The sequence below is a fragment of the Saccharothrix obliqua genome (assembly GCF_019375475.1).
Lineage (GTDB): Bacteria > Actinomycetota > Actinomycetes > Mycobacteriales > Pseudonocardiaceae > Actinosynnema > Actinosynnema obliqua.
Genome location: NZ_JAHXGQ010000003.1, coordinates 613183 through 637441, shown reverse-complemented (window position 1 = coordinate 637441; position 24259 = coordinate 613183). Strand labels below are relative to the sequence as shown.

The window sequence follows — 24259 nt, the reverse complement described above, 5'->3', positions numbered from 1 at the left end:
GAGGACCGCATGACCGAGATCCAGAGCGCGACCCGACCCGTGCACGTGCCGGCCGGCGAGGGGGAGGCGGTGTGGCTCAACGGCGACGTGTACGCCGTGAAGCTGGACCGGGAGGCCAGCGGCGGCTCGCTGACCGTGCTGGAGGCGGACGTCCCGCCCGGCGGCGGGCCGCCGATCCACAACCACGTCCACGAGGACGAGGCGTTCTACGTCCTCGCGGGCGAGCTGGAGATCCACGCGGGCGGCCGGACCTACACGGCGGTGGCGGGCGACCTGGTGTTCATCCCGCGCGGCACCTTCCACGCGTTCCGCAACCGGACCACGCGCGTCGCACGGCAGCTCCTGCTGTTCACGCCGGGCGGGTTCGAGGGCTTCTTCCGGGAGCTGGGCCGGGAGGCGGTGCCGGGCACTCCCCCGCCGCCGACCACGCCGAACGCGGTCGAGCGCGTGGTGGAGGTCGGCACGCGGTACGGCTCGTTCCCACCACCCGGGAACAGCGACGAACCGACTACCGACAGTATTTGACCGGTCCACACAAAAACCGCTAGCCTGACCGCCGTGGGCAGACCGAGGAAGTTCGACGAGGAGGTCGCCGTCGAAGCCGCCCTGGAAGTCTTCTGGGCCAAGGGTTTCGAGGCGACCTCCACCGAGGACCTCTGCGCGCGCACCGGTCTCGGCCGGGGCAGCCTGTACAACACGTTCCGCAGCAAGGCCAACCTGTACCAGCAGGCGTTGCGCCGCTACGCCGAACTCGGCCACGCCGCGCAGGCCGAGATCCTGCACGGGCCGGGCAGCGCGAAGGAACGCCTGCGGGCGCTGCTGACCGCCGTGATCGACCACGACCTGAACGACCCCGAGCACCGCGGCTGCCTGGCCGTCAACGCGGCCTCCGACGCGGCGGGCCGCACCGACGAGGTGGCCGCCGAGGTGCGCACCCAGTTCACGCGCATCGAGGGGATGCTGCACGACGTGATCCTGGCGGGCCAGCGGGCGGGTGAGATCACGACCGACCGCGACGCCCGGCAGCTCGCCCGCTCGTTCCTGGCGGGCTACTACGGCCTGCGGGTCCTCGCCAAGGTCGTGCACGACCGCGCCGCGCTGGTCGACGTCCTGGAAGGCACCCTGGCCGCGCTCTGAGCGACCGGACGGCCCGGTCGCCCCACCCACGCCCCAGTTTTGTGACGACCAGTAAAGAACCGATCGAGGGACAGGGCACATGCCAATCGCCGTCTACGTGCTGGGGCTCGGGATCTTCTCCGTGACCACCAGCGAATTCATGGTGTCGGGCCTGATGCCCGCCCTCGCCGCGGACTTCGGCGTGTCGATCTCCGCGATCGGCTACCTCATCTCGGTGTACGCCGCCGCCATGGCGCTCGGCGGACCCGTGCTGACCGTCGGGCTGCTCAGGTTCCCCCGCAAGAACACCCTGCTGCTGCTGTTCGGCGTGTTCATCCTCGGCCAGGCGCTGGGCGCGGTCGCGGAGAGCTACGAGGTGATGCTCGCGGCACGCGTGATCACCGGTGTCGCCGCGTCGTCGGTGTTCGGCATGTCGTTCGCCATCGCCGTGGACACCGTGGGTCCCGAGCGGGCCGGGCGGGCGGCCTCCATCGTGGTCGGCGGCCTGATGATCGGCACCGTGCTCGGCCTGCCCGCGGCCACCTGGATCGGCCAGCAGTTCGGCTGGCGGGCGAGCTTCTGGGCCGTCGGCGCGCTGACCCTGCTCATCGGGTTGATCACGCTCAAGGTGGTGCCCGCGACGCGGGCCGTCGGCGACGTGGGGTTGAAGGAGGAGTTGACGGCCTTCCGCAACGGGCGGCTGTGGGCCGCCTACGCGACCAGCACGCTGATCATCGGCGCGACGTTCGTGGCGTTCAGCTACTTCACCCCGATCCTCACCGGCGTCAGCGGGTTCGGCGAGAGCACGGTGCCGGTGCTGCTCGCCGTGTACGGCGTGGCGACGGTGCTCGGCAACGTGGTGGTCGGCCGGTTCGCCGACCGGCACACCATGACCGTGCTCGCCGTCGGCCTGGTGTCGCTGACCGCCTCGCTGGCGGTGTTCGGGCTGTTCGCCGACATCCCCGTGGTGGCGGTGGTCGCGCTGGTCGCGGTCGGCCTGGTCGGCGTGACCATGAACCCGGCGATGGCCGCGCGGGTGATCCGGACGTCCAACGGCCGGCCGCTGGTGAACACCGTGCACACGTCGGTGATCACGTTCGGCGTCGTGATCGGGTCGTGGACCGGCGGTCTGGCGATCAGCGCCGGGTACGGGTTGCGCGCGCCGCTGTGGATCGGCGTGGGGCTGGCCGTGCTCGGCCTGCTCAGCATCGTGCCGGAACTGCTGTCCCGGCGGGCGCCCGCACCGGCGCCCGCGCCGGCCACCGCGGGTGGTGACCGGTGAGCGGGCGGTTCGCGGACGCCGTCGTGCTCGTCACCGGCGCGGGCAGCGGTATCGGGCGTGCGGTGGCGGTGGCGTTCGCGGAGGAGGGCGCGGCCGTCGTGCTCGCCGGCCGGGACGCGGACCGGTTGGCGCACACCGCGAAGCTGGTCGACCAGGCGGGCGGTTCGGCGTTGGCCGTGCCCACCGACATCGCGTCGGCCGCGGCCACGGCGGCGTTGTTCGACGCCGTGCGCGCGGAGCACGGCCGGCTCGACGTCGCGGTCAACAACGCGGGCGTGCTTGAGGTCAGCCCGGTCGCCGACACCGCGGAGGACAGCTGGCTGCGGACCGTCGACATCAACCTGACCGGCACGTGGCGGTGCCTGCGTGCCGAGATCGAGTTGATGCGCGGGCGGGGCGGCGTGATCGTCAACGTCGCGTCCACCATCGGCCGTCACACGACCATGCCCGGTGGCAGCGCGTACGCCGCCACCAAGGCCGGTGTGGAAGCACTCAGCCGCACCGCCGCCCGCGAGTACATCCGGGAGGGAATTCGGATCAACACCATCAGCCCCGGCCCGTTCGACACGACGATGACGCTCGCGCCCGGCGAGACGGAGGAGGAGCGGGCCGCGCGGTTCGGCCCGGTCATCCCCATCGGCCGGGTCGGCGAACTGCCGGAGATCGCCCGCGCCGTGCTGTGGGCGTGCTCGGACGAGGCGTCGTTCTTCGTCGGCCACGATTTCGTGGTGGACGGCGGCAGCGTCGTGTGACGGCCCGCCGGTGGCCGGTCAGTCGCGGATTCCGGTGACGACCGGCCACCCGTCCTGCAACGCCTTCGCGACGGCCAGCGTCCGGTTGGGCGTGTTCAACTTGGCCAAAATGCTCGCGACCAGCCGCTTGACACCGTGGGAGGAGATGCGCAATTTGCGGGCGATCTGCTTGTTGGTCATTCCCTCCACCAGCAGCGACATCACCTGCTGTTCCCGCGCGGTCAGCGGTGGGGGTGGCGGCAGCGCGTTCGCGCGTGGCCCGCTGCGCACTCCGGCGAGCAGGCTGTGCGCCATCCCGACCGGCATCGGCACCTCGCCGTTGGCGATCCGGCGAAGCGTCTCGTCCAGGGTGACGGCGTCCACGTCGGCCAATCCCAGAAAGCCGTGGCCGCCCGCGTCCGCGGCGCGCAGGACGTCACCGGGACCCAGCGAATCCATGATCACGAGGATTTTCGCCGCACGCGGGCCGGTGGCGCCCAAGCGCAGGTCGCCGGGCTGCGCGCCCAGCTCACCGAGGGCCACCACGAAGACGTCGAAGCGCCCTTCGTCCAGCGCGCGGCACCCTTCGTCGAGCGAATTCCGGATCTCCAGCGAGCACACCCTCGGCAACGAGCCGAGCAGCCGTTCCATGCCGTATCGGGCCAACTCGTTCCGAATGCCCACCACTACCCTGATCGGGTCAATCCGCTCCCTGATACGTTCCATCCGGCCCCCCTTTGGAAGATCACGGCGAGTATAGCAAGCAGGCAATCCTCGACGCCTGGTGCGCGAACGGGCAGTACCAGCGCGGGCGGGCCGTCCGGAACATTGTCCCAACAGCCCGGAAGAACGCGGGCCGAGGTCGCCCGGAATCCATCGGACAGTATTCCCGGTGGTTTACCGACGATCCTTCGGCGGCCATTAGCGTCGAACTCCGACGTTTTCCCCGGGGCCACCTCCCGGGCATTTCCACCGCGCCGGGCGGCCCGTTGCCGCCACTTCGCCGAGCGGTGTACCGGCCGCTGGGCGCGGATCGGGCGACCGACCGTCGGCACGCGCCGACAGCACCCGTCGGCCAGTGCGGAATTGTTGCCGCAGCGGGAAAATCGCCGCGCCGCGCGGCACTCCGGCACGACGCGGTGATCACGTGCGGCGCACGAGGTAAGCGGCGGCGCGCGATCCGAACACCCCATGTCCCCACCGGCACGCCGCTTCGGGAACCCGCGCGACGCCCTGATCACCGGGGCGGCCGAGCGCCCGTCATCCGGACAGGCGTGCCCGGTGTCCGGGTTCGGGCCGACCGCCCGGCGACGGCGAACCCTTTGCTGTGACCCACGTCATACGACCTGACGCCCCGCCGGCCGTGTCACCGGGACGAGAGGCCCACTCGACCTGGAGGTCACCATGTTCGTCGCGAACACCGCCAAGGCCGCCACACCCGTCGTCCTGGTCGCCGCCGCCGGTATCGGCGCCCACGCCTTCAACCACCTGACCGTGGTCGTGGAGGACGTGTGGCGGCTGGTCGCGACACCAGAGGCGGCCACGCTCAACCCCGGCACCTTCTACCACCCCGTCAGCGCCGTGCTGTACGTGTGGTTGGCCGCGAAAGTCCACTCGGGTCGGCGCTGGAGCCGGGTCGCCATCACGGTGCTGCTGGCGTTCCAGGCGATCGGCCGGTCGTTCGTGTTCGCCGCGTACCCGGCGGTGGAGGTGCGGGCCGACCTGGTGTGCGGGTGGGCGTTGTCCGCGGTGGTGCTGTGCCTGCTGTGGTCGCCGGCCGCCCGCGGCCACTTCGCGCGGCGGACCGGGTGACGGCGGTCGGTGTCGCCGCGGGAGGGGTCGTGGTGGCCGACGACGTGGAGTTCACCGCCTACGTCGGGACCCACCTGCCCCGGCTGCGGCGGCTGGCGCTGCTGCTGTGCGGTGACGGGCACCGCGCCGACGACGTCGTGCAGCAGGCCATCACCCGGCTCTACGCGCATTGGCGCAAGGCGAACGCGGCGGACGACCGCGACGCCTACGTGCGGGCGGTCCTGGTGCGGGCGTTCCTCAACGAGCACCGCCGCCGCTGGCGGCTGGTGCGGCTGGTGGGCTACCCGGCGGAGCTGCCGCACCGGCCGAGCGGCCGGCCGGACCCGGAGACCCGCGAGGTGGTGTGGGCGGCGCTGCGCCGCCTGCCACCGCGGACGCGGGCCGTGCTGGTGCTGCGGTTCGTCGCCGACCGGCCGGTGGCCGAGGTGGCGTCCGCGCTGCGCTGCTCGGAGAGCAACGTCAAAACCCTGACCGCACGCGGCCTGGCGGCGATGCGGCTGATGCTGGGAGGCGCCGAGTCATGAGCGACCACGACTTCCTGGCCCCGTTGCGGGACGTCGAACCCGGGCCGTCCCGGGTCGACGTCGCTCGGGCCGTCCGGAACGGCAGGCGTCGGCGGCGGGCCCGGCCCGTGCTCGCCGCGCTGGCGGTGTGCGTCGCGCTGGGCACCGCGATCGGTGTGCTGCCGGAGCACGCGCCCGAGCCGGCGGCGGTCGTGCTGGACCCGCTGCGGCAGGTCGCCCGGGTCGGCACGGCGGGTGGTTTCACGCCGTTGAGCTACACCACCGGCGTCGACCGGCAGGAGATCGCGCTCACCCGCGCGGACTCGCCCGGCGCCCCGGCCGGCGTGGTGGTCCTGCACGCGGGCGGGCGGCGGCCGGCGGGTGAACCGGTGCCGGACGTCGCCGGCCGCACCGCCGTGTGGACGGGGACGACCCTGGTCTGGGAGTGGTCGCCCGGCGCGTGGGGCGAGGTCCGCCTGGACGGTGGTTTCGCCGACCTGCGTAACCGCGCGCACCGGGTGGCGCAGGCCGTCGTCGCCGATGGCGGCACACCGGTCGCCGTGCCGTTCCGGATCACCACGCCGCTGCGCCTGGTGTCGGTGCGGTCGCCGGTTCGCCCGGGTCCGGAGCTGGCCGCCGTGGAACTCGCGGGCGACGGCGGGACGGTCGTGGTGAGCTTGCGCTCCGACGGCCTGCCCGACCGGGACGTGACGGCGAACGCGCGGGTCGCGGACCGGCCGGCGGTCACGTCGGACGGCGGGGTCGACGTGCTCGACCCGGGCGGCCGGTACGCGGTGCGGGTGGCACCGGGGCGCGGAGCGGCACCGGGCGGAACCCCGGCGCTGACCGCCCTCGCCGCCGCCGTGCACCCCGTGCCCGACCCGGCGGACCGGCGGACCTGGGTGGCCGACCCGCTGACCGGCTGACGCCGGACCGGTCGGGTACCGCGGGTCGTGGTCGGGCACGGGGACGCCGCGTCCGCTCGGCGGCATCGCGGGAATGACCGCGTCGGCAGCCGCCGCGAACCCCGTGCCCGACCCGGCGGACCGGCGGAGCTGGGAGCCGGTCCGCTGGTCGGCCGACCTCGCCGAGAGGCGGTGCGCCCCGACCGGTCGCGGTCACCGGTGCGGGACGGCACCCATGTTCCGGGTGTCCCGGTACGTCCGGTAGGGCCGGATTGCGGGTTCTCAGAACCCGCCCGCGCGGAAGCGGTCCAGGACGCGGCGTTCACGCTTCGTCGGCCGGCCCGCGCCCCGCTCGCGCCGCGCCACCGGCACGGCGACCTCCGGCGGTGGCGGCGGGGTGCGGTCGATGAAGCACGTCGCCGCGTCCGCCGCGCCCACCCGCTTCTGGATCACCCGCACCACCTCGACGACCCGCGTGGTGTCACCGACCCGCGCCCGGACCTCGTCACCGGGCGACACCGTCGTGGCGGCCTTCGCGGGCCGGTCGTTGACGCGCACGTGCCCACCCCGGCAGGCCGCCGCCGCGTCCGGACGGGTCTTGGTCAGCCGCACCGCCCACAGCCAGCGGTCCACCCTGGTCGACTCCACGCACCCATCATGCCGTCGGCGACGTCCGCCGGCCCATGAGGGCGTGCACGCCCGCCGCCACCGTGCCCACGCACAGGGCGATCGCGCTGTAGGCGAGCGAGGCGTGCACACCGACGGCCACGCCGAGCAGACCCACCGTGAACCCGCTGCCGGTGCGCAGCCCGCCCGACGACACGCCGTACAGCCCGAGGACCCGGCCCCGGTCGGCGGCCGGGCTCTGGAGCTGCACCACGGTCTGCGTGATGGACATCGAGGCGAGGTTCGCCACGCCGCCCACCACCAGCAGCACCACCGCCAGCAGGTAGTTGCCGGTGAGCGCGAAGCCGAGCGTGGTGACGCCGTAGATCGCGGTCGCGGCCACCGCCGTGGGCACGTTGGACTTGATGGTCCGCGTGGTCTCCATCAGCACGCCGCCGATCACGCCGCCCGCGCCGTTGGCGAACAGCAGCACCCCGTACGCGATGCCCGCCGAACCGGCCACGCCGAGGTCGTTGGCGAAGATCGGCATGGACGTCTGGATCGACGCGCCCACGAAGAACGACCCGAGCCCCGCCAGCACGATCATGCTGACCAGCGTCCGGTTGGTGCCGACCTCGCGCAGCACCCGCAACGACTCCAGCAGCCCGACCCGCGGCCGGACGTGCCGGTCACGGGTGTGGCCGGTGAACTTCGTCCGGAACAGGAAAACCGTCAGCGGCAGGTAGAACAGGACGTTCACGAAGATGCCCGCCGTGGGCCCGATGCCCAGCAACAGCGCCGAGCCGATCACCGGCCCGAACAGGATGCCCAGGCTGCGGAACGTGGCGTTGAGCCGCACGGCGCTGGGCAGTTCCCGCTCGCCCACGAAGTCGTGCAGCATCATCTGCTCGGCCGGACCCCACATCGCACCCGCGATGCCGTGCAGCACCAGCAGCACGCACGCCTGCCACATCTGGAGCGAGTCGGTGAGGAACAACACGCCCCACGCCACCGACACCAGCATGAACAACGCCTGCGCGGCCTGGATCACGCGGCGGCAGTCGAAGCGGTCGGCCAGCGAGCCGAACCACATGGACAGCAGCAGGAACGGCGCCCAGTGGCTGATCACCGCGAACCCGGACAGACCGGGCGACTGGAACTTCTCCCACAGCACCCAGTAGGTGATGACGTGCTCGATGTTGTCGGCCATCATCGCCAGGCCCGTGCCGAACAGGTACGGGCGGCAGTCGCGGTTGCGCAGCGCCGCGAACCGGCGGGGCGGTTCGGCTACGGGCGGCTCATGGGTCGGGACACCGCAGGCGGCGCACATTGATCGGGTTCCTCTCGGGGTTGGCCGCGGGCGGCCGGGTACCGGGCGCGACCGGGGGTGACCAGGGGTCGCGCCGTCGCGATCACCGTAAGCACATCCGCGTCGGCCCGGTAGCACAGAAGGGAACCAGGGGGTGTGGGAAGCGCTACAACGTCGCCTCCGCCTCACCGCAGCAGCGCCGCGGCCTCCACCAGGATCATCAGCACCGTGCCGCCGGCGACGGCCGCGGGCAGCACCGCGCCACCCCGCCTGCCGCGCCGCCCGGCCCGGTACCGCCACCGGGCGGCGACCAGCACCACCAGGCCCAGCGCGGTGGTCACCCCGAGGCTCACCAGCGCGTACGCGCCGAGGCGGTCGGCGGTGAGCCGGGCCAGGACGGCGGAACCCGCGATCATCGCCAGCGCGGTCCGCTGCCACGCGAGCGCCGTGCGCTCGTTCTGCGCGCCCCGCTCCACCGGTCAGACCTTCAGCAGCAGCACGACGACCGCGGCCACCACCACGCCGACCACCAGCACCGCGCCCACCGCGAAGGACGGCAGCGGCTGGTCGTTGCGCATCGCGCGCTCGCTGCGCGCCCACCGCACCCACGACACCAGGGCGCACACCAGCCCCAGCCCGATCAACAGCAGCGACAGGCCCGTCTCCAGCACGCCGGGCAGGCCGAGGTCGACGGCGTCCACCGCGACACCGGCGGCCAGCAGCGCCAGCGCGGTGCGGATCCACGCCAGGAACGTCCGCTCGTTGGCGAAGCTGAACCGGTAGTCGGGCTCCTGCCCCGTGCCGTACACGCCACGCGGCCAGCGGGGTTTCGTCATCGGGCCGCCCTCCGCGGCACGCCGAACGCGAGCAGCGGCGCGACCAGCAGCACCACGACGACGCCCAGCACGACCGTCGCGGGCCGGGTCGTGTCACCGAGCGGGCTCACCGACGGCAGGAGCAAGCTCAACGCGACACCCGACACCACGACCAGCGGCACGGACACCGCCGCCAGCAGCACGGCCTCCCGACGCGGCACGCGCACCGGACGTGTTCCCACCGCCAACCCGGCGACACCGGCGACCAGGTGCAACACGTCCGCGAACGAGCCGACGAACACGAACGACGCCACCACGTACAGGCTCAACCCGAGCCGGACGCGCCACTGCCACGGCGGCGGCACGGACCCCGACAGCAACGCGCCCACGGCCAGCGCGCCCGCCGAGAAGCCGACGTCCACCAGCCCCGCCGTCTCGACCGCCCAGGGCCAGCCGGTACCCCGCAGCACCAGCAGCAGGGCCGCGCTCAACAGCACCGCGCCGACCTGCGCCACCACCGCGGCGACCACCGCGAACCGCGTCCCCCGCAGCCACTCCGCGAAACCGACGAACAACGCGAACGACCCCGCCATCGGCACGTAGGTCGCGGGCACGATGGCGAAGAACACACCGGTCAACGGCGTCCACCACCGACCTTCCTCCAACGACGGCAGGCCGTACGCGACGGTCGGGTACCACGACGCCTCGGTGGCGTCCGCCCACAGCGATCCCGTCACCACACCGGCCGCCAACATCACCACGAGCACGGTCACCGTGAACGGCAACCGGCGCAACACCTCAGCGGCGGACCGCACGGCAACCGGCACGCCGGACCTCCTCGACATTCGACTCCACCGCCATGGGACCAGTATCGAGCACGCGGCTCGCCGCGGCGGCCGGCGATCCACGGTGGACGGACGTGGCACGCCCACCCCATCGGGCGAGCCGGCACCCGACGGGCGTGGCGAGGTCATACGGTTGGTGTTCCCGGTGGGTCAACGAACGCGCGGCGGCGGGAGGACGGGGGCGGTGGCCGGTTTCGAGACGTGGGCGTCCCGGGCGGTCGGGGCGTTGCCGCAGGTCGTCCGCAGGATCCCGGTCACCGGGTGCACGGTGTCGGCGCTCGTGCTCGTCGGGCTGGTGAGCCGCACCGTGTGGCGACCGCTGTGGCGTGAACCGTGGTTCGCCGACGTCGCCTACGGCGTGCCCGCCCTGCGTGAGGGCAAGCCGTGGACGTTCGTGGTCGGCTGGTTCTTCGCCCTCACGCCGGCCCAGTTCGTGGGCGGGGTGTTGTTGTTCACGTTGCTGGTCGGCGCGTGCGAGCTGCGGCTGGGCACGCGGCGGACGGCGTTGGTCGCGGTGATCGGGCAGTTGGGCGGCGTGTTGGGCGCGTCGCTGCTCGTGTGGGCGTTGTCGACGACACCGTGGACGTGGGCGCAGCACGTGGCGTCCACCAGGGACGTCGGGTTCACCACGGGCGCGTTGGCGGTCGTGGCCGTCACGTCCGCGACACTGCGTTCCCCGTGGCGGCTGCGGGTGCGGGCGGCGTTGTCGTTCTACGCGACCGTGGCGTTCCTGTTCGAGGGCACGCTGACGGACGTGGCGCACGGCCTCGCGATCGCCGTGGGCATGGTCGTCGGGCAGCGGCTGTGGGGTGTGGAACCGGGGTACGGGCCGCGCACGCGCCGTGAAACGCGGATGCTGGCGTTCGGCGGGCTCGTGGTCCTGCTGCTGACGGAGTTCGTGGTGTTGCTGGCCCCGAACCGCGGTCCGTTCGGCGAGACCTCCGGTGAGGCCGCGCCGCTGGTGGACGTGCTGGTCGACCTGGTGCTCGTCGGGTTCGTCGCGAACCAGCTCCGGTACGGCAAGCGGTGGGCGTGGTGGGTCACCGTCGTGCTCGGCGTGCTGAACCTGCTGATCGCCGCGCTGGCGTTGCTGCTGGTCCTGGCCGACGAACTGCCGGACGGCGCGCCCGTGGCACTGGGCAGCGGCGTGCTGTGGTTCGGCGAACTGGTGCTGCTGCTTTCCAACCGGGGCGCGTTCCGCGTGCCGGCGCGCCGCCACCTGCCCGGCGGTGTCGCGGCGGACGAGCACAACCTCGGCCGGGCCCGCGACCTGCTGACCTCGGTGGGCGGTTCCACCATGTCGTGGATGACGGTGTGGCCGGAGAACCGGTTCTACTTCACCCCGGACGGGCGCGGGTACGTCGCGTACCAGCGGCACGCGGGGGTGGCGATCGCCCTGGCCGACCCGGTGGTGCCCGCCGGCACGGCCGCCGAGGCGGTGCGCGAGTTCACCGCGATGAGCGAGCAGGGCGGCCTCGTGCCGTGCCTGTTCTCGGTGACCGGCGAGGTGGCGCGGGCGGCGCGGGCCCAGGGCTGGCAGACCACGCAGATCGCCGAGGACACCGTGGTGGACCTGGCGGACCTGGCGTTCAAGGGCAGGAAGTGGCAGGACGTGCGCACGGCGCTGAACCACGCCCGGCGCGACGGGCTGGAGTTCCGGCTGGTGCGGCTGGCCGAGCAGCCGTTCGCGGTGCTCGCCCAGGTGCGTGCGATCTCCGAGCAGTGGGTGGGCGACAAGGGCCTGCCCGAGATGGGCTTCACGCTCGGCGGCGTGGACGAGGCCATGGACCCGGCGGTGTGGGTCGGGTTGGCGGTCGACGCGACGGGCAGCGTGCACGGCGTCACGTCGTGGCTGCCGGTGCACGCCCCGGGCGGCGAGGTGCACGGCTGGACGCTGGACGTGATGCGCCGCCGCGCGGACGGCTTCCGGCCCGTGGTGGAGTTCATGATCGCCTCGGCGTGCCTGGAGCTGCGTGACCGGGGCACCCGCTTCGTGTCCCTGTCGGGCGCGCCGCTGGCCCGCGGCGCGGCGGCGGAACTGGCCGGCGTGGACCGCGTGCTGGACCGGCTGGGCGGCGCGGTGGAACCGCTGTACGGGTTCCGCTCGCTGCACGCGTTCAAGGCCAAGTTCTCGCCGCGCTACGAACCGGTGCACATGGCGTACCGGGACGAGGCGGACCTGCCGCGCATCGGGGTCGCCCTGGTCCGGGCGTACCTGCCGGGTGTGCCGACGCGCCGGCTGCTGGCCGCGTCCTGGCGCCGGTGATCAGCGCAGTTCCGCGGCGTGCGCCAGGGTGTCGGCCAGGCGCTCCCGGTCCTCCGGGGTCAACGGCACCGCGTCCAGCTCGGCCAGCGCGGCGGCGGCGCGTTCCGCGTCGCCCAGGGTGATCGCCAGCTCCGCCCGGTACGCCAGCGCCTCCACCAGGTCGACCGCGCTCGCGTCGTCCGCCCGGCGCAGCGCGCCGTCGAGGATCTTCGCCGCCTGCGCGGGGTCGCCGCGGCCGTCCGCCTGCACGACGGCGTTCTCCACCGCCCGCGCGAGCTTCCCGGACGGCTCCGCCGCGGGCGTCGCGGGCGTCGCCGCGAACACGCGGATCCAGTTGCCGCCGGGGTCGACCACCGAGAAACCGGCCTGGCGGTCGACGTTGCGGCGGGACCGGGGCCGGGTCATGCGCGGGATGCCGGACAGCGGGACCCGGCCGAACGCCGCGCGCAGCCCTTCCGCGAACTCGCGGTGCGTCACCGCGGTGTCGGGGACGAGGACGACGCAGCTCCCGTACGAGTCGGCGGGGTTGAAGCCCTCCATGCCGAAGAAGTGGATCTCGACGTCACCGCGGCGCATCCCCAGGTACGGGTTGGGCTTGAGCTGGCGGTACGTGCGCGTGAAGCCGAGCGCCTCGTAGAACACCTCCATGTCGTCGATGGACGCGCACGGCAGCAACGGGATGACGGTCACCGGTCCTCCAGCAGGTCGGCGAGGTCGCGCAGCGTGGCGACGGCCGCGCGCAGCTCGGGTAGGGACAGGCGTGCGCCGAGGCCGTTGGCCCACTCGGCCTGCCGGCGCTCGACCGCGCGCAGCGCCGTGCGCCCGCGCGGGGTGAGGTCCAGCAGCCGGGCGCGGCGGTCCAGCGGGTTGTCGCGGAACTCGACCATGCCGTCACGCACCAGGCCGGTCGCGGTCTGCCGCACCGCCTGCCGGGTCAGGCCCATGGCGCGGGCGACGCCGGCGACCGTGCGGGGTCCGTGGTCGATCACGCCCAGCACCTGCCAGCGCGCGCTGGACAGCCCGGACGGCCCGGCCAACGCGTCACCGGCCGCGAGGAGCAGCCCGTTCACCCGGAACACCTCGATGAGCAGCGTGGAGAACTCCTCGCCGCGATCGGTCAACGCGGTCACGGCGGACAAGCTGCCAGTTTTGACAGGTACCTGTCAACTTCCGGCGGGCGTGCGGGCCGCCTCCGCGCGCAGGCCATCGGTGAGGAACGCGAGGCAGCGCCGCCAGGCGTTCGGCGCGGTGTCCATGGACTCGCGGATGACCTGGGACATGGCCCAGGTCAGCGTGGCCAGGTCGCCCAGCTCGAAATCGGCCCGCAACTGGCCGCTCGCCTTGGCGCGGGCGACGATCCGCTCCGCGTGGAGACCGCCCCGGTGGCACACCTCGGCCACCTCCCGCGCGTTCGGCAGGCGGCGGGCGACGGCGTCGTTGAGCCCGTGGTCCTCGGACTGGAGCGCGAACAGGCCCTCCAGGAAGCCGACGAACCCCGACCACGGGTCCGGGTCGGCCAACGACCGCTCCGCGATCCGGTCCAGCACGGCCAGGCGCTCCGGGAAGATCGCGTCCACGAACGCCTCCCGGCTCGGGAAGTGCGCGTAGAGCGTGCCGATGCTGACCCCCGCCCGGCGGGCGATCTGCTCCAGCGGTGCGTCCAGCCCGCGTGCGGCGAACACCTCGGTGGCGGCGGCCAGCAGGTTGGCGCGGTTGCGCGCGGCGTCCGCGCGCAGCGGTTTCGAGTCGGCGGCCACCTCCGGATGATACGAAATCGAGGGCACCCTCAGGTTCGTGCTAACGTCGGGGACGAAGTCGAGGGCTGCCTCGACTTAATCCGACGAAAGGCACCCATGAGCAAGACCGCTGTCGTCATCGGGGTCGGTCCCGGCCTGGGCATGTCCATCGCGCACCGGTTCGGCCGCGCCGGGCACGACGTCGCCCTGATCTCCCGCACCGACACCCGGCACCCCGACTACGTCGCCGCGCTCGCCGACGCCGGCGTGCGTGCCGAGACGTTCACCGCCGACGTGCGCGACCGCGCCGCGCTCCACGCGGCGCTGGACGCCGCCACCGAGCGGCTGGGCCCGGCCGACGTCCTCTACTACGGTCCCGGGGCGGCCGACTCGGGCGTGCCGCTCGTACCCGTCACCGAACTGGACTCCACCGCCGCGCGTGCCGCCGCGGAGTGGGCCTACCCGGCGATCGACGCGGTCGGGCACGCGTTGCCCGCCATGCTCGAACGGGGCTCGGGCACGCTGTTGTTCGCGGGCGGGTTGAGCGCCGTCGTGCCGATGCCGGCGATCGGGGCGTTCACGCTGTCGGCGGCGGCCCTGCGCAACTACGTGATCACGCTGCACGCCGCCCTCTTCGACAGCGGGGTCCACGCGGGCATCCTCACCATCGGCGGTCTGATCGAGCGCAGCGACATCCACCGGGCAGTGCTGGCCGACCCGGAGCGGTTCGGGGGCACGCCGCCCACGATCGACCCGGACGAGCTGGCCGAGGCGGCGTGGCGGCTGCACGTCGAGCGCGACCGCCCGGAGGAGGTGTTCAACGCGTTCGCCTGAGCGCGCAACCACGCCCGGCGGGCCGCATCGGACTCCGGCACGGGGGGTCACCTCGCCCTCGGCCGGCGCATGGGGGGTGACGGCGGTCGCCCGGGACTCCCGGGCGACCGCCGTCCGGAGCGCCGCCGCCGCTCAGACGCGCGGCATCGCTTCGACCGGTGTCCAGGCGCTGTGCTTGCCGGTCCGGTCGTCGCCCGACGACCGGCCGCGCAGGCGGCGGCCGAGCCACGGCAGCACGTGCTCGCGGTAGTACCTCGCCTCGGTGGCGAGTCGGCGCGCGACGGGCTCGTGGGTGAGTGGTTCGTCCGCTTCGCCGTGCCCGAGCGCGGAGAGCACCAGCGACGCCACGCGGTGGTGCCCGGCGGCGTTGAGGTGCAGGCGGTCCGGCGACCAGTACGCGGCCTTGCGCACCTCGACGTCGTTGAACGCGTCCACCATGGTCAGGCCGTGTCGCCGGGCGAGCAGGGTGACCGCCGTGGTGAGCGCCACGCCCCGGCGGTGGACGGTGCGGCCGAACGGCAGCCGCGCGGACGGGTCCGCGCCGCTGAGCAGCACCAGGCGCACGCCCGCGTCGGCACACCGCCGCACCGCGTGCTCGGTGAGCCGGACCAGCCGCGCGCCGTCCACGCCGGGCCGCATCATGTCGTTGCCGCCGCCGTTGAGGGTGATCAGCGTGGGTCGCGGTGACAACGCCAGCGCCGCCTCCAGCTGGTCGGTGACGATCGGCTCCAGCAGCCTGCCCCGGATGGCGAGGTTCGCGTACTGGACGGTCTCGCCGAGCGCGGTGGCCAGTCCCGCCGCCACCAGGTCCGCCCAGCCGCGGCACGAGCCGTCGGGCAGTTCGTCGCCCACTCCCTCGGTGAAGCTGTCGCCGATGGCCACGTATCGCACTGCCGCCCCCTGTCGCGGTCGGAAACCCGAACCAGGATATGAGGTGGGGCACCATGGCGGTCGTGACCCTCGAAGACCTCGGCACGGCACAGGCGTGGGCGGCGTTGGGTGGAGCGCCCGCGGTGGTGGACTACCGACCGGTGCGCGGCGCGCTGCCCGCCCGGCTGCCGGTGCGGGAACTGGCGCGCGCGGCGGTGGGCGCGTGCTCACTCGCGGCAGCCGAACTCCTGGGCCGCCGCAACAACACGCCGCCGCCGGCCGTGCGGGTGCACGAGGGCGCCGTGGCGACGGCGTTCGCCGGCGAGCGGCACCTGCGGGTCGACGGCCGGGAGATGACGTCGTTCGCCCCGCTGTCCCGGTTCTGGCGCACCGCCGACGGCTGGGTGCGGACGCACGCCAACTACCCGCACCACCGGGCACGCCTGCTCGCGGTCATGGGTGTCGAGGCCGAACTCCAAGCGGCGTTCGCCGAGCGCACGGCCGAGGAGGTCCAGGAAGCGGTCTACGCCGCGGGCGGGCTCGCCGTGGCGGTGAAACCCGTGACGGGCCAACGGTTCCCGTTGGTCGAGACCCGCGTGGTCGGCGAGGGCGTGCCGATCCCGGGTCCCGCCGACCTGCCCGCCGCCGGCGTGCGCGTGCTGGACCTGACGCGGGTGATCGCCGGCCCCGTCGCCACCCGCGTGCTGGCCCTGCTGGGTGCGGACGTGCTGCGCCTCGACCCCCCGGGGTTGCCCGACACCGTGGCCGACACCGGGCTCGGGAAGCGTTCGGCGGTGCTGGACCTGTCCGCCGACCGGGCCGTGTTCGAGGATTTGCTGCGGGGAGCGGACGTCGTGGTGACCGGCTACCGACCGGGTGCGCTGGACCGCTACGGCCTGTCCCCCGACGCGTTGCTGGACCGGCGGCCCGGTCTGGTGGTGGCCCAGCTGTGCGCGTGGGGCTGGACGGGTCCGTGGGCGGGTCGACGCGGGTTCGACAGCCTGGTCCAGGCGGGTAGCGGCATCGCCCTGGTGGAAGGCGACGGGGACCACCCCGGTGCGCTCCCCGTGCAGGCGTTGGACCACGCCACGGGCTACCTCCTGGCCGCCGCCGTCCTGCGTGGTCTCACCGAGCGGGAGGCCGGGGGTCGGCACGTGCGCCTTTCCCTGGCGGGAACGGCTTCCTGGCTGCTGCACGACCTCGTGCCGTCCGATGTGGACGGCGAGCCGCACGACCCGGAACCCTGGCTCACCACCGTCCAGTCCCCGTACGGCCCCCTGCGCCACGCCCTGCCGCCGGTCCACTACGACGGCGCACCCCGCACCTGGAGCCACCCCGGGGGCCCCTGGGGCACGGACCGCCCCGAGTGGCTGTGAAGCGGGCGGGAACCGGTCCAGCCCTTCGGTGCCGAACTTCCGACGAGACCGGGCGTCAACGCGAGAGGAAACCTTTCAAGAGGCGGATGACCTCTGCTTTCATTTCCTCTTCCGGGTCGCCCGGCAGCCCTCCCGCAACCCGTTCTGTTACGTCATCCCAGATCAGCGCCGGCCAGTTCAGGCTCGATTCGCCTACTCCGAGCGCCGCCAGACACCACTCTTTGAAACCTTCCAGGAATCGACCTTCGAGGGCCACGTCATAACCCAGAATGAACGCCACCAAAGTGTGGTAACGACCATCCGGGACGTACATCCTGGGATACTTCTCCAGGCGCACCAGCAACTCTTCAGGTGTCATACCCTAAAATCCGAAATCGATTCCGTCATGGTAAACCCATTGCTTCTTGAAGGTGTCGATGTCCAACCCCTTCGGGCCAGTAGTGCCATCATATACCCGACCATCCTTCACCACCACCCAGTGGTGATCCCAAAGCCCATCCGGGTCATGCTTGGACGGGCCCAGCGACAGCAGCCCCCTGCGAATCGGTGCATCTTGCCACCGATCATCTTTTGGATCCGCTTTGCGCATGCCTCACAGTTCCCACCCTCCTGCTTAGGCCAGCCGTTCACCGACTTTCTACACGGAGGTGGGGCATTGTGAACCAGGACCGGAGTGGCACCAGCCAGTACGAAGAAAGTTTGCAACTCCGCCACACTCAAGTTAAAAGTCCGCAGTGTGGCGCGGTACTCGCGCACGCTTTCGATGACCGCTCGACCGTTTTCCGGCGTGTTCAGTTGCCCGGCGGCTTTCAGGTTCGCAGCGTCGACCCACTCACCGCTATTCGCATCGTAAAACAGGTGATGCGCGGTCGCCCGAATCCGCTTCAGACCGTCCGGGGTAGCAACCTCTAGATCAACGTATGCCTTTTCCGCGTCACTGATGTGAACCGCAAGCACCTCGTGCGACTCGCTCTGTGCACTTTCCGGCTCACTGCTGGCTACCTTGTCACCCACCTCGATCTCGTCGATACGCTTGGCGCTACCATCGGCCATCAGCACATAGGTGTCCCCCGTGAAGCTGTTCGCGCACATGGACTTGGTTTTTGGAGCGGACTGCGGACCTCCACCACACCGCACTCGGCGCACCCAACCTGCGCACCGTCCTGGTGGCCGTCGGCGCAACTGACATTCTCAGCGGTGCCACAGCGACAGAGATCGCCGGCAACCTCACCGATGTCGTCAGCACGGACAGCGCTAAAGGCCTCAAGAGGCACAAGCGTCCCGACGGGGATTGGGTCCACATCATCGTGACCACCATCCCACCACTCGGCCTCGACGTCGGCGACCCGAGAGAGGCCGAACGCCGCAAACTCAATCAACTACTCCTGAACAATTACGCCGATTTGCAGGCTGACTACGTGGTCGACTACGACACCGCCGTTCGCGATGCAGCCGACCCAAGCAAGCTCGCTGCGCAGTACCTCACCGACGGTCTACCAAACGCCGCTTACCACAATCAAATTGCCCAGTATTTGGCCAACGCCATCAATGACTTTCCACCCCGCGCAGAGCTGTAAACTTCCTGCTTCCAATGGCAACAATCAAGGGATGTCCGACGCACAACCCAGCGTCGGACGTCTCGTCGCATCAGCAGGCACGGAACATGTCGCCCCGCTGTACACTCGCACATCCGATGTGCGCCGGATACCGACCAAGGGTCTATCCTCGTTGCTCACGAACTCACCATGGTTCCTCCGGGATCATGCCGGGCGAGCCCTTTCCTCTGCCCAAGCCGTGCTGAAGGCGGCCCACGTGACTGGTGAGTGGGTGGGATCGCCGGTCTTCTCCCAGAGGTCCGCGCGCTCGCGTTGCCACGCGTTCAACGCCGCCACGGGGTTCGCCGCACCCTGGGCGGCGTCGATCGCGACGACCGCCGGGCCCAGCACCGGCGCACCCGGGAAGCCCGGCACGAGCGCCGCCAAACCGGCGTCGGTCGGCAACGTCCACCGGGTCGACACCACGTACTCCGCCCCGCCGTGCACCAGGGCGGCGACCAACCCGGACGGCTCCGCGAAACGCGTCTCCCCGCCGCTGTCGCAGGCCACCAGCGCGACCCGGTTCGGGATGCGCCAAGGGCGCGGCACGCCGGGTCGGTGGCCGAGCGCGATGTCCGCGGCGGTCAACGGGCGGTGTGGACCGATGGGGGCCGCACGCCCCGTGGTGGTCGCCCCGCACGACAGGTGCAACCGCGCGTCGAGACCATGACCACCGGTGGTGACGTGCCCCACGTACAACAGGCGACCGGCGGAGCGGAGGGCGTCCTCCAGAACAACGCGGTCGATGTCGGCACGCCGCACGCCACCCGGCGTCATCCGGGCGGCCAGCGCCAGCAGGTCCGGACCGGGTTCGCCGAGGACCGAGCCCAACCCGGACGCGTCGCCGAAGCCGGGCACCACGGGGTCCAGCACGCCGACCACCGGCCCGCTGAACGGCGACACCACCCGGCCCGGGGCGTTGCGCACGGTGGCGGGCGGCAGGATCGACACGTCCACGTTGTGCACGGTCCGCTCCCCCTCGTCCACGTGCAGCGCCTCCCACGGCACCAACGCCGTCGACGGCGACGGGCTGATCCGCAGGTGCGGCCTGATCCCCTGCGTCAGCAACGCGTTCAGCTCCTGCGCGAGCTGGTGCGGGAACAGGGCACGGGCCAGCGCGGTGGTCAGCTCGACCTCCCGGTCGCGGTCCACCAGCGGTCCCCGGGTGAGCGCGCGTTCCAGCGCGGCACGGGCGGTCTCGCCCGGCAGGGGTGTCGGCACGGCCCGCGCCCACTCGGCCAGCGCACCCCGCACCAAGTCGCGCGGCACCGCCAGCACCCGCGGCTGGTCGAGCGCGTGCTCCCACCGCCACGACACGTACAGGTCACCGGCGTCGACCAGCTTCACCTGCACCGCTACCACGACGCCACCGCCTCCGCCGACCGGACCGGGAAGCCGTAGCGGCGCTCGGCGGTGTCCAGCCAGGCGTCCAGCGCGGTCGGGGTGGCCGGGTCCAGCCGCACGCGCGGGGGCAACGCGAAACCCGCCGCCGGGAACGCCGGGTCCTCCCCCGCCGTGGTCAGGAACGACGCCGCGTAGGGCAGGTGGTCCTCCTCCGGCACGGGCGGCGCGGGCAACGCCACCAGGTCACCGCGCTCCACGGGCGCCTCCTCGGCCGGGCTGAGCGACACCGTCCCGGCCACGTGGTCGATGTACGCGGCGGCCAGGTCCACGTCGCCCACGGCGGCCAGCGCCGTGAACGCCGACTGGACGGCGGGCGCGGCGGCCAACGCCACCCACCGCTCGCGCAACGGGCCGTGCGGGAACCGCTGCCGCACCGCTTCGGCCGCCAACGCGGCGGGCAACGCCACGTCCAACGCACGCCGGGCCAGTTCCTGCCGACGCACGCCGTCGACGGTCGCCGCGCGCCGCACCAGGGCGTCGGCCCGCCACCACGCCGCACCGAGCGACACGTGCCACAACCCCGCCCGCTCACACGCTTCCTCGGCGGCGGCGTACCGCTCGTCCGCCGCCGCGTACTCGCCCAACGCCTCCAGCGCCGCGCCGTGCACCTGGGAGGCGACGATCAGCTCGACCGGCGTCACCCGGTCGCCGAACACCGCCAACGCCTGTTCCACCAGGGGAAGCGCGGCACGGGGCCGCCCGCGTGCCGTCTCCACGGCCGCGCGCCCCAGCAGGCACGGCGCGAGCGCCCGCTCGTCGCCCGCCGTGCGCAGCAAAGCCTCCGCCTCGTCGTACAACGCGGCGGCGCGGTCGTGGTCGGACGCCAGGTAGGCCAGCCGCGCGAGGCTCACCAGGGCCGCGGCCCGCGCGTTGCCGTCACCGGTCGCCTCCGCGAGGTCACGGGCGAGCGAGTGGTGCTCCACGCCACCGTCGTGGTCACCCGTGCCGCCCGCGATCTCGGCGAGCGTCGAGTGCACGAACGGCAGGAGTTCCGGCGCGGACGCGTAGGCCAGGTCGAGCGCCCGGCCCGCCGCGACCGACGCCTCCGCGAACCGCCCGGCCGCCGCCAGCACGGCCGCGCGCAGGGCCACCACGGGCGGCTGCTCGCCGACCAGCGCGGCGGCCTCGTCCAGGTCGGCCAACGCCTCGTCCAGGCGCGAACCGTGCCGCAGGTGCTGGGCACGCGTCAGCAACGCGTTCACCACCACCTGCGTGGTGCCGTGGGGGTCGCCGCCCCGCGCCAGCACGACCCGACCCACGTCGATCGCCTCGGTGCTCCAGCGCACCGCGTCCGCGACACCCGCGAGGTTGCCCGCGACCACCGCCCGGCACACCAGCGCGTCCAGGTCGTCCTCGTCGGCCACCTCCCGGTGCGCGGCCTCGAACAGCTCGCGCGCGCCCGCCAGGTCACCGGCGGCGGCCAGCTCGGCGCCCCGGCCGTTCAGCTCGACGCAGCGGTGCCACCGGTGGTCGACCGGCCGCGCCTGCCGGTACTCGGCGGCGCGGACCGGGTCGCCCGCCGCCTCCGCGATACCCGCGAGCCGCTGGTGCGCCAGGGCGACCTGCTCGGGCGCGTGCGCCAGGTCGGCGGCGGCACGCGCCTCGGCTTCGGCCTCGGCGAGCCGCCCGGCCGCCAGGTGCAAGCCCGCCCGGACGTCACGCAGCAGCACCTCCTCGTGCGGTCGCGCGATCCCCAGCGCCGCCTCGGTGTCCTGCCACGCCTCGTCGGCCCGGCCCAACTCGGCCAGCACCCCGGCACGCGCCGCCAGCACGGCCACCCGCGTCACGGGCGACGCGACCGCCAACGCCTCGGTGAGCAGGCCCAGCGCGAGTTCCCCGTCACCCGCGACATCGGCGGCGGCGGCCAGGTTCACCAGGGTCGGCGTGCGCTGCTCGCCCTCGGCGACCAGCCGGGCGCGCTCCAGCAGCACGCGCGCGCCGGCGACGTCACCGGCCTGGATCAGGCGCACGCCCTCGTCGTTCAGCTCCTGCCAGCCCGTCACCGGCGACCCGCCAGCCGTTCGGTGAGCGTGGCCGCCGGGTCGCCCACCCGGGACCGCGCGTAGGCGACGAGCGCGGCCCGCCGGGCGGGCGCGTCCGGGTCGGGTTCGCCGGGCGGCGACGCGAAGTCGGGCGCGTGCACGGTGAGCACGCGTCGCGCGGGCGGCAACAACAACACGGTCGGCGGCACGGGCGCGCGGCCGGTGCGCCGGCCGAAGTCGTCCACGTCGCCCAGTTCGACGTCCACGTCGGCGAACCGCGCCACCAGCGGCACGTCGGGACGCGGCCCGGCGGCGACGACCACGTCCACGAACGTCGCACCGCCCTGCCGCACCACGGCCCACCGCGCGTCGGCCGCCGCGTCCACCGCGCCGGCGGGCACCAGCGCCCAGTCCACCGGACTCGCTCCGCTGTGGACGGTGGTGCCGGTCGCGGCGGTGGCGGCGGTGGCGGAACCCGCCGCGAGGGCGAACTCCGCCCGCGCCGGGAGCACCGCGGGCGGCAGCTCGACGCCGAAGTCCTCGGCCAGGTCCGCGAGCCGCTCGGACAGGCCGGGCACGGCCGGGTCGGCGGGCACCTCGGCCAGCGCCCGCGCCGTCGCGTCCTCGTCGTCCAGCAGGTGCTCCACCTCGCACGTCGCCACGGCCCGCTCGGCGCTCAGCAGCACCGGGTCCAGCGCGGGCACGCCCGCCACGGCGGACGCGGGCCACCACGCCCGCGCCCAGTCGAGCTGCGCGAGGGTCCGCCCCGCGCCCGGCCCGGTCGGCGTCACCACCGCCGCGTCACCGAGGACCGCGTCCGCCGCCTCCGGCCCGTACACCTCCCACAGCCAGTCCGCGGCCCGGTCCGGGTCGTGCACGCGGGCAGCCGGCGCGCCGCCGCCCAGCACGTCCCACGCCACCAGCGCGCCCCGGCCCTCCAGCAACGCCGCGCGCTCCGGGTGCGGCCAGTCGCCGACCTCGATGCCGTTCCCGCGCACCACCCTCACCCGGCGGCCCGCCGCTCCAGCGCCGACCGCAGCCGGTCCCGCTGGTCGAGGATCACCGATCGCAGCACGCCGTCCAGCACGTCCCACAGCCCCGCGGCGGGCACGGTCTCGCGCCGCAGCTCCAGGCCGTGCGCCCGCACCCACAGCCGCCGCAGGTACGCCTCCCGCACGCCGAGCACGTCCGCGCGGGCCCGCGCGGGCACCGCCGACGGCATCCGCGCCGCCCGGCGCACGTACGCCTCCCGCTCCCAGCGCGCCCGCAGCCGGGTCGCCGCGTCACCGGTCGCCGGTCCGACCAGCCCGGCCGACGCCTCCCGGCCGAGCACCAGCACCACGCGGCCCTCCTCCTCCGCGAGCTGCCACGGCCGACCGGTCCGCGTGATCTCCCGCCGCACCAGCGCGGGCACGTCGTCCAGCGCGTCCCGGTGCGCGTTGGTCAGCGGGCCGAACAGCCGTTCCACCACGGACCGGTCGAACGGCTTCGGCAGGTGCTGCTTCGCCGCCGTGTCACCGAGTTCGGGCCGACGCGGCACGTCGCGGTCGGACAGGCCGTGCGCGCGGGCCGCGCCCGGTGCCGCCAGCCCGGCCGCGCCGCGCGTGCCCGCCCGGTCGGCCACCAGCGCGTCGAACCGCCGCTGGTCCGGTGCGGTCGCGCAGGTGTCGAGGAACGCGGCGGGATCGGTCGCGGGCGGTCCGACCGGCTCGGCGGGCGCGGACCACGCCGCGGCCAGCAGGTCGGCCAGCTCGGCGGCGTTGGCCGGGTCGGTGACGAACGCCCGCAGTCCCGCCGCGGTCGGCCCGCCCTGGTCGTGCACCTCGGCCAGCACGGCGGCGGCGCGGTCCGCGGCCTTCGGGTCCAGCCGGGGGTCGCCGTGCGCGGTGGCCAGCTCGTAGCAGCGCTGGAAGTACAGGTCCTGCGGGTTGCCGTCGGTGATGCCCGCGCGCCGCCGCGCCTTCTTCAACACCTGGAACCAGGCGGCGGTGGCCGCCAGCACCGGGCCCGCCGCCGTGATCCGGTCGCACAACGCGTCGGCGTGCTCCGGGCGCACCGCGCCGCCCGCGAACTCCGGGTGCAGCACCGGCCGCAGCACCAGCGGGTCGAGGATGAGCTTCACGGTGCGCGCCAGCGGGCGGCCCGCGCCGTTGCCCAGCGGTGCGACGGCGTCGCCGAGCCGGGACCAGGCCCGGTCGATCAGCAGTCCCCTCGGCACCGCCTTCGCGACCGGCGCCCGCGCCTCTGTGCTCACCCCGCGCAGCCTAGCCGG

General features: G+C 73.5%; 27 protein-coding genes. 11 read left to right on the top strand and 16 right to left on the bottom strand.

What is annotated here, in order from left to right:
- Nucleotides 1–9: 9 nt before the first annotated feature.
- From KZQ38_RS12485 to KZQ38_RS12470, 4 genes are all read left to right on the top strand, one after another.
- Nucleotides 10–525, top strand: a complete 516-nt coding sequence (locus KZQ38_RS12485; protein WP_219441373.1) for a quercetin 2,3-dioxygenase — start codon at nt 10–12, stop codon at nt 523–525.
- 33 nt (nt 526–558) lie between these two features.
- Nucleotides 559–1137: a TetR/AcrR family transcriptional regulator gene (locus KZQ38_RS12480; protein WP_219441371.1), complete on the top strand. Its 579-nt coding sequence runs from the start codon at nt 559–561 to the stop codon at nt 1135–1137.
- Between the two features lie 79 nt (nt 1138–1216).
- A complete protein-coding gene (locus KZQ38_RS12475) occupies nt 1217–2398 on the top strand; it encodes an MFS transporter (protein ID WP_219441369.1) in 1182 nt (393 codons plus the stop codon).
- A complete protein-coding gene (locus KZQ38_RS12470) occupies nt 2395–3150 on the top strand; it encodes an SDR family NAD(P)-dependent oxidoreductase (RefSeq protein ID WP_219441367.1) in 756 nt (251 codons plus the stop codon). The genes KZQ38_RS12475 and KZQ38_RS12470 overlap by 4 nt, the downstream gene beginning before the upstream one ends.
- Before the next feature lie 18 nt (nt 3151–3168).
- Here KZQ38_RS12470 and KZQ38_RS12465 read toward each other — a convergent pair whose 3' ends face one another.
- Nucleotides 3169–3855 carry a helix-turn-helix transcriptional regulator gene (locus KZQ38_RS12465; RefSeq protein WP_219441365.1) on the bottom strand — a complete coding sequence of 229 codons (687 nt, stop codon included), beginning with the start codon at nt 3853–3855 and terminating at the stop codon, nt 3169–3171.
- 678 nt (nt 3856–4533) lie between these two features.
- Between KZQ38_RS12465 and KZQ38_RS12460 the strand changes: the two genes are divergently transcribed.
- From KZQ38_RS12460 to KZQ38_RS12450, 3 genes are read left to right on the top strand one after another with little or no spacing between them, the layout of a single operon-like run.
- Nucleotides 4534–4941 (top strand): hypothetical protein, encoded by a 408-nt coding sequence (locus KZQ38_RS12460; protein WP_219441363.1) that lies wholly within the window; start codon nt 4534–4536, stop codon nt 4939–4941.
- A complete protein-coding gene (locus tag KZQ38_RS12455; RefSeq protein WP_308258359.1) occupies nt 4938–5465 on the top strand; it encodes a sigma-70 family RNA polymerase sigma factor in 528 nt (175 codons plus the stop codon). Before KZQ38_RS12460 ends, KZQ38_RS12455 begins: the two co-directional genes overlap by 4 nt.
- The gene (locus KZQ38_RS12450; RefSeq protein ID WP_219441361.1) at nt 5462–6370 is read left to right on the top strand and encodes a hypothetical protein; all 909 of its coding nucleotides are present in this window, start codon (nt 5462–5464) and stop codon (nt 6368–6370) included. Before KZQ38_RS12455 ends, KZQ38_RS12450 begins: the two co-directional genes overlap by 4 nt.
- Nucleotides 6371–6631: 261 nt before the next feature.
- Here the strand turns inward: KZQ38_RS12450 and KZQ38_RS12445 are convergent, their stop codons facing one another.
- From KZQ38_RS12445 to KZQ38_RS12425, 5 genes are all read right to left on the bottom strand, one after another.
- Nucleotides 6632–6997 carry an RNA-binding S4 domain-containing protein gene (locus tag KZQ38_RS12445; RefSeq protein ID WP_219441359.1) on the bottom strand — a complete coding sequence of 122 codons (366 nt, stop codon included), beginning with the start codon at nt 6995–6997 and terminating at the stop codon, nt 6632–6634.
- A gap of 7 nt (nt 6998–7004) precedes the next feature.
- Nucleotides 7005–8285 carry an MFS transporter gene (locus KZQ38_RS12440; protein ID WP_219441357.1) on the bottom strand — a complete coding sequence of 427 codons (1281 nt, stop codon included), beginning with the start codon at nt 8283–8285 and terminating at the stop codon, nt 7005–7007.
- Nucleotides 8286–8449: 164 nt separating this feature from the next.
- Nucleotides 8450–8740 carry a DUF202 domain-containing protein gene (locus KZQ38_RS12435; RefSeq protein WP_219441355.1) on the bottom strand — a complete coding sequence of 97 codons (291 nt, stop codon included), beginning with the start codon at nt 8738–8740 and terminating at the stop codon, nt 8450–8452.
- 3 nt (nt 8741–8743) lie between these two features.
- Nucleotides 8744–9100 (bottom strand): YidH family protein, encoded by a 357-nt coding sequence (locus KZQ38_RS12430; RefSeq protein WP_219441353.1) that lies wholly within the window; start codon nt 9098–9100, stop codon nt 8744–8746.
- Nucleotides 9097–9906, bottom strand: a complete 810-nt coding sequence (locus KZQ38_RS12425) for a hypothetical protein (protein WP_219441351.1) — start codon at nt 9904–9906, stop codon at nt 9097–9099. Before KZQ38_RS12425 ends, KZQ38_RS12430 begins: the two co-directional genes overlap by 4 nt.
- Before the next feature lie 202 nt (nt 9907–10108).
- On the opposite strand from KZQ38_RS12425, the gene KZQ38_RS12420 reads away from it, so the two are divergent.
- On the top strand, nt 10109–12190 hold the full coding sequence (locus KZQ38_RS12420; protein ID WP_308258358.1) for a bifunctional lysylphosphatidylglycerol flippase/synthetase MprF: 2082 nt from the start codon (nt 10109–10111) through the stop codon (nt 12188–12190).
- On the opposite strand, the gene KZQ38_RS12415 is transcribed toward KZQ38_RS12420, so the two are convergent.
- From KZQ38_RS12415 to KZQ38_RS12405, 3 genes are read right to left on the bottom strand one after another with little or no spacing between them, the layout of a single operon-like run.
- Nucleotides 12191–12880 carry a DUF8817 family protein gene (locus tag KZQ38_RS12415; RefSeq protein ID WP_219441349.1) on the bottom strand — a complete coding sequence of 230 codons (690 nt, stop codon included), beginning with the start codon at nt 12878–12880 and terminating at the stop codon, nt 12191–12193.
- Nucleotides 12877–13320, bottom strand: coding sequence for a MarR family winged helix-turn-helix transcriptional regulator (locus KZQ38_RS12410; protein ID WP_308258382.1), 444 nt, complete (start codon nt 13318–13320; stop codon nt 12877–12879). Before KZQ38_RS12410 ends, KZQ38_RS12415 begins: the two co-directional genes overlap by 4 nt.
- Nucleotides 13321–13353: 33 nt before the next feature.
- Nucleotides 13354–13947, bottom strand: coding sequence for a TetR/AcrR family transcriptional regulator (locus KZQ38_RS12405; RefSeq protein ID WP_219441345.1), 594 nt, complete (start codon nt 13945–13947; stop codon nt 13354–13356).
- A 96-nt stretch (nt 13948–14043) separates the two neighbouring features.
- Here KZQ38_RS12405 and KZQ38_RS12400 point away from each other — a divergent pair, with 96 nt between their 5' ends.
- On the top strand, nt 14044–14760 hold the full coding sequence (locus KZQ38_RS12400; RefSeq protein ID WP_219441343.1) for an SDR family NAD(P)-dependent oxidoreductase: 717 nt from the start codon (nt 14044–14046) through the stop codon (nt 14758–14760).
- Nucleotides 14761–14892: 132 nt separating this feature from the next.
- Here the strand turns inward: KZQ38_RS12400 and KZQ38_RS12395 are convergent, their stop codons facing one another.
- On the bottom strand, nt 14893–15651 hold the full coding sequence (locus tag KZQ38_RS12395) for an SGNH/GDSL hydrolase family protein (protein WP_219441341.1): 759 nt from the start codon (nt 15649–15651) through the stop codon (nt 14893–14895).
- A 53-nt stretch (nt 15652–15704) separates the two neighbouring features.
- Here KZQ38_RS12395 and KZQ38_RS12390 point away from each other — a divergent pair, with 53 nt between their 5' ends.
- Nucleotides 15705–17006, top strand: coding sequence for a CoA transferase (locus tag KZQ38_RS12390; RefSeq protein ID WP_219441339.1), 1302 nt, complete (start codon nt 15705–15707; stop codon nt 17004–17006).
- A 55-nt stretch (nt 17007–17061) separates the two neighbouring features.
- Here the strand turns inward: KZQ38_RS12390 and KZQ38_RS12385 are convergent, their stop codons facing one another.
- Nucleotides 17062–17364, bottom strand: coding sequence for a hypothetical protein (locus KZQ38_RS12385; RefSeq protein WP_219441337.1), 303 nt, complete (start codon nt 17362–17364; stop codon nt 17062–17064).
- A gap of 107 nt (nt 17365–17471) precedes the next feature.
- Entirely contained in the window at nt 17472–18098 is a 627-nt protein-coding gene (locus tag KZQ38_RS12380; RefSeq protein WP_219441335.1) for a Hint domain-containing protein, read from the bottom strand.
- Nucleotides 18099–18109: 11 nt separating this feature from the next.
- On the opposite strand from KZQ38_RS12380, the gene KZQ38_RS12375 reads away from it, so the two are divergent.
- The gene (locus tag KZQ38_RS12375) at nt 18110–18583 is read left to right on the top strand and encodes an SGNH/GDSL hydrolase family protein (RefSeq protein ID WP_219441333.1); all 474 of its coding nucleotides are present in this window, start codon (nt 18110–18112) and stop codon (nt 18581–18583) included.
- Nucleotides 18584–18766: 183 nt separating this feature from the next.
- Here the strand turns inward: KZQ38_RS12375 and KZQ38_RS12370 are convergent, their stop codons facing one another.
- Genes KZQ38_RS12370 through KZQ38_RS12355 form a run of 4 tightly spaced genes read right to left on the bottom strand, consistent with a single transcriptional unit; the run spans nt 18767 to nt 24241 of the window.
- Nucleotides 18767–19963, bottom strand: coding sequence for a CHAT domain-containing protein (locus KZQ38_RS12370; RefSeq protein ID WP_219441331.1), 1197 nt, complete (start codon nt 19961–19963; stop codon nt 18767–18769).
- Nucleotides 19957–22008 (bottom strand): tetratricopeptide repeat protein, encoded by a 2052-nt coding sequence (locus tag KZQ38_RS12365; RefSeq protein ID WP_219441330.1) that lies wholly within the window; start codon nt 22006–22008, stop codon nt 19957–19959. Before KZQ38_RS12365 ends, KZQ38_RS12370 begins: the two co-directional genes overlap by 7 nt.
- Complete coding sequence (locus tag KZQ38_RS12360; protein ID WP_219441328.1) at nt 22005–22985, bottom strand: hypothetical protein; 981 nt, start codon at nt 22983–22985, stop codon at nt 22005–22007. Before KZQ38_RS12360 ends, KZQ38_RS12365 begins: the two co-directional genes overlap by 4 nt.
- A gap of 5 nt (nt 22986–22990) precedes the next feature.
- Complete coding sequence (locus tag KZQ38_RS12355; protein WP_219441326.1) at nt 22991–24241, bottom strand: hypothetical protein; 1251 nt, start codon at nt 24239–24241, stop codon at nt 22991–22993.
- Nucleotides 24242–24259: the final 18 nt, after the last annotated feature.

Bases quoted from the DNA above. Each gene is read 5' to 3' on its own strand.
- KZQ38_RS12400 (WP_219441343.1), top strand. From the start codon at position 14,044: ATGAGCAAGACCGCTGTCGTCATCGGGGTCGGTCCCGGCCTGGGCATG.
- KZQ38_RS12380 (WP_219441335.1), bottom strand. From the start codon at position 18,098: ATGTGCGCGAACAGCTTCACGGGGGACACCTATGTGCTGATGGCCGAT.
- KZQ38_RS12485 (WP_219441373.1), top strand. From the start codon at position 10: ATGACCGAGATCCAGAGCGCGACCCGACCCGTGCACGTGCCGGCCGGC.
- KZQ38_RS12475 (WP_219441369.1), top strand. From the start codon at position 1,217: ATGCCAATCGCCGTCTACGTGCTGGGGCTCGGGATCTTCTCCGTGACC.
- KZQ38_RS12430 (WP_219441353.1), bottom strand. From the start codon at position 9,100: ATGACGAAACCCCGCTGGCCGCGTGGCGTGTACGGCACGGGGCAGGAG.
- KZQ38_RS12450 (WP_219441361.1), top strand. From the start codon at position 5,462: ATGAGCGACCACGACTTCCTGGCCCCGTTGCGGGACGTCGAACCCGGG.
- KZQ38_RS12440 (WP_219441357.1), bottom strand. From the start codon at position 8,285: ATGTGCGCCGCCTGCGGTGTCCCGACCCATGAGCCGCCCGTAGCCGAA.
- KZQ38_RS12390 (WP_219441339.1), top strand. From the start codon at position 15,705: ATGGCGGTCGTGACCCTCGAAGACCTCGGCACGGCACAGGCGTGGGCG.
- KZQ38_RS12465 (WP_219441365.1), bottom strand. From the start codon at position 3,855: ATGGAACGTATCAGGGAGCGGATTGACCCGATCAGGGTAGTGGTGGGC.
- KZQ38_RS12460 (WP_219441363.1), top strand. From the start codon at position 4,534: ATGTTCGTCGCGAACACCGCCAAGGCCGCCACACCCGTCGTCCTGGTC.
- KZQ38_RS12385 (WP_219441337.1), bottom strand. From the start codon at position 17,364: ATGACACCTGAAGAGTTGCTGGTGCGCCTGGAGAAGTATCCCAGGATG.